3 protein-coding genes and 1 pseudogene are annotated in these 3,026 nt (G+C 75.0%); 3 read left to right on the top strand and 1 reads right to left on the bottom strand.

Annotated features, from left to right (window positions below; genetic code table 11):
* A pseudogene (locus tag HGA02_RS14890) lies at nucleotides 1-209 on the top strand (tRNA pseudouridine(38-40) synthase TruA); the annotation flags it as partial.
* A 30-nt stretch (nucleotides 210-239) separates the two neighbouring features.
* On the opposite strand, the gene HGA02_RS14885 reads toward HGA02_RS14890, so the two are convergent.
* Nucleotides 240-698, bottom strand: coding sequence for a DUF5709 domain-containing protein (locus tag HGA02_RS14885; protein ID WP_124343453.1), 459 nt, complete (start codon nucleotides 696-698; stop codon nucleotides 240-242).
* 93 nt (nucleotides 699-791) lie between these two features.
* Here HGA02_RS14885 and HGA02_RS14880 point away from each other — a divergent pair, with 93 nt between their 5' ends.
* Both HGA02_RS14880 and HGA02_RS14875 read left to right on the top strand, forming a co-directional pair.
* Nucleotides 792-2,474: an ABC-F family ATP-binding cassette domain-containing protein gene (locus HGA02_RS14880; protein ID WP_168679790.1), complete on the top strand. Its 1,683-nt coding sequence runs from the start codon at nucleotides 792-794 to the stop codon at nucleotides 2,472-2,474.
* A 192-nt stretch (nucleotides 2,475-2,666) separates the two neighbouring features.
* Nucleotides 2,667-3,026 (top strand): hypothetical protein (locus HGA02_RS14875; RefSeq protein ID WP_168679788.1); only part of this gene is annotated, 360 nt, incomplete at its 3' end.

The following is a 3,026-nucleotide window of genomic DNA, read 5'->3' as shown; positions in this document are numbered from 1 at the left end:
CCGTGGGGGAGGGGCGCCGCCCGGTGGGCTGGGCCGCGGAGCTGCTGGCCGGGCGCAGTCGGGACGCGGGTGCGGCCGTCGTCGCGGCGCACGGCCTCACGCTCGAGGAGGTCGGCTATCCGCCGGACGACGCGCTCGCGGCGCGCGCGGTGCAGACCCGCGCGCGTCGCGAGGCGCACGACGTCGACGCGACGCCGGGGTGCTGCTGAGGCACCGCCGGCGGGTCGCGCGGGTGGACGTCAGGGACGCTCGTCCTCGCCGTCCTGGTAGTACCGGTCGTCGACGTACTCCTCCTCGATGAGGTGGACGGCGGCCTCCTCGGCGCTCGCGGCACCGCCGGAGACACCGGCGTCGACGGCGAAGGTGTCGTTCACCCCGGACTCGACGGCGTCGTCGTCCGCGACGAGCCGGCCGGCGCGGAGCTCCTCACGGTCGCCCGTGACGCGCGGGCGCTGCTCCCAGACCTCGGGCTCCTCCTGCTCGATGCGCTGGTCGATGGTCTCGCGGTGCTCCTCCTCCCAGTGCGTCTCCCCGTAGTGGGTCGTGCGGGGGCGGTCGCGCTCGGGGGGCGTGTAGCCCTCGTCGAGGTGGTCGTCGACTCCCCGCTCGACGAGGGTGTCCTCGCCGGGGAGCTGGTCGGTGTCGCCCTCGCTGCCGAGTGCGGCATCGGTCCGGGTGGCAGGTGTCTCGTCGCTCATGCTCCGACCCTCGCACCGGCCGCGACGCTCCGCCAGGGGACGGCGGCGCAATGAGGTTCGGCCACGGTGCGCGGGCCGGTCAGACTGTGCGGCATGGGTCATCTCGACATCGGCGGCATCGGCTACGTCCTCCCGGACGGCCGTCCGCTCCTCGACGACGTGACGTTCCGCGTGGGGGAGGGCGCGCGCGTCGCGCTCGTCGGTCCGAACGGGGTCGGCAAGTCGACGCTGCTGCGGATCGTCGCGGGCGACGAGCAGCCGCACGCGGGTTCGGTGCAGCGCAGCGGCGGCCTGGGTGTCATGCGGCAGGACGTCGGGCGGATCGACGACGACCGCTCGGTGCGCGACCTGCTCGCGTCGCTCGCGCCCGCGGCCGTGCGGGACGCGGCGGTCGAGCTGTCCGCGGCGGAGCTGGGGATCATGGAGGTCGACGACGAGCCCGCGCAGATGCGGTACGCGCAGGCCCTCGTGGACTGGGCGGACGTGGGCGGGTACGAGGCCGAGGCGGGCTGGGACCGCGTGACGGCCGCGGTCCTGTCGGTGCCGTTCGAGCGCGCGCAGCACCGGGAGGTGCGGACGCTGTCGGGCGGCGAGCAGAAGCGCCTGGTGCTGGAGGCGCTGCTGCGCGGCCCGGACGACGTGCTGCTGCTCGACGAGCCGGACAACGCGCTCGACGTCCCGACGAAGAGGTGGCTCGAGGACCGGCTCGTCGCGTCGTCGAAGTCGGTGCTGCTCGTGAGCCACGACCGCGAGCTCCTGGCCCGCGTGGCGACGCACGTCGCGACGCTCGAGCCGACCGCGGTGGGGGCGTCGGTGTGGGTGCACGGCGGGGGCTTCTCGACGTACCACCAGGCGCGCGAGGACCGGCGCTCGCGGCTCGAGGAGCTCATGCGGCGCTGGGAGGAGGAGCACGCGAAGCTGCGCGAGCTCGTGCTGACGCTCAAGACGAAGGCGGCGTTCAACGACGGGCTCGCGTCGCGGTACCAGGCGGCGCAGACGCGGCTGCGCAAGTTCGAGGAGGCCGGTCCGCCGATGGTGAAGGTGCGCGAGCAGTCGGTGCGAGTGCGCCTGCGCGGTGGTCGGACGGCGAAGCGCGCGGTGGTCGCGACCGGCCTCGAGCTCACGGGCCTGATGAAGCCGTTCGACCTCGAGGTGTGGTTCGGCGAGCGCGTCGCGGTCCTCGGGTCGAACGGGTCGGGCAAGTCGCACTTCCTGCGGCTGCTCGCGGCGGGCGGCTCGGACCCGGGGCCCGAGCACGAGCCGGCGGGGGAGACGGCGGTCGCGCCCGTGCGGCACACCGGGTCGGTCGTGCTGGGGTCGCGCGTGCGGCCGGGGTGGTTCGCGCAGAACCACGCGCACCCCGAGCTGGTCGGCCGGACGCTGCTCGAGATCCTGCACCGGGGCGACGCCCACCGGGCGGGGCTCGGGCGCGAGCAGGCGAGCCGTGCGCTCGACCGGTACGAGCTCGTCGACCAGGCCGAGCAGGCCTACGAGACGTTGTCGGGCGGCCAGCAGGCGCGGCTCCAGATCCTGCTCCTCGAGCTGGGCGGCGCGACGCTGCTGCTGCTCGACGAGCCGACGGACAACCTCGACCTGCACTCGGCGGAGGCGCTCGAGGCCGGGCTCGCGGCGTTCGAGGGCACGGTGCTCGCGGTGACGCACGACCGGTGGTTCACGCGGACGTTCGACCGGTTCCTCGTGTTCGCCTCCGACGGGTCGGTCGTGGAGACCCCCGAGCCGGTGTGGGACGCGGCGCGGGTCGAGCGGGCGCGCTGACCCGGGGGACCGTCGAACGACCGGTCCACCCGCGTCGGATGCTGCGACGGGGTGGGCGAGCGCTTCCCCGGACGGCCGTCGACCGGACGGCCCAGCGGCCGTCACCCGGTTGCCGTACGACCTGCGACGCAGGTCCTGCATGTCGACGTTTCTCACCCGCCCGGGCCGCCGCGTGCGGCGCACAATGACGCCATGTCGAACACCACCGTCCCGTGGGTCCACCGCCCTGCGCGGGTCGACGACGCCGCGGCGCTCGGCACGCTGGCCGAGTGGCTGTCGCACGTCCAGCTGACCGACACGGACGACCAGGAGGAGCTCGAGCGGTGCGCGCAGGCGCTGCAGCGCATCGCGCTCGCGTCGGGCGTCCTCATGCGTCAGCTGGGCGACCTGTCGCACGACCGCTGCGACTTCAGCGACCACCTGCTGGCCGACGAGCGGCACCGGGTCGCGGAGGCGCAGCGCGCGGCGCTGCACGAGGCGCTGGGCACGCTCGTCGACCGGGCGCGTGCACGTCGCGGGCGGCACGCGGGCGTCGTGCCCGTCGCGGACCTG

It is taken from the genome of Cellulomonas septica, assembly GCF_012396155.1.
In the GTDB taxonomy this organism is placed as follows: Bacteria; Actinomycetota; Actinomycetes; order Actinomycetales; family Cellulomonadaceae; genus Cellulomonas; species Cellulomonas septica.
The sequence above is the reverse complement of the archived record's forward strand: the minus strand, read 5'-3'. Positions and strand labels throughout refer to the sequence as shown.

What these genes read in the sequence shown, in the direction of transcription:
- HGA02_RS14885 (WP_124343453.1), bottom strand. Translation starts at nt 698, where the DNA reads ATGAGCGACGAGACACCTGCCACCCGGACCGATGCCGCACTCGGCAGC.
- HGA02_RS14880 (WP_168679790.1), top strand. Translation starts at nt 792, where the DNA reads ATGGGTCATCTCGACATCGGCGGCATCGGCTACGTCCTCCCGGACGGC.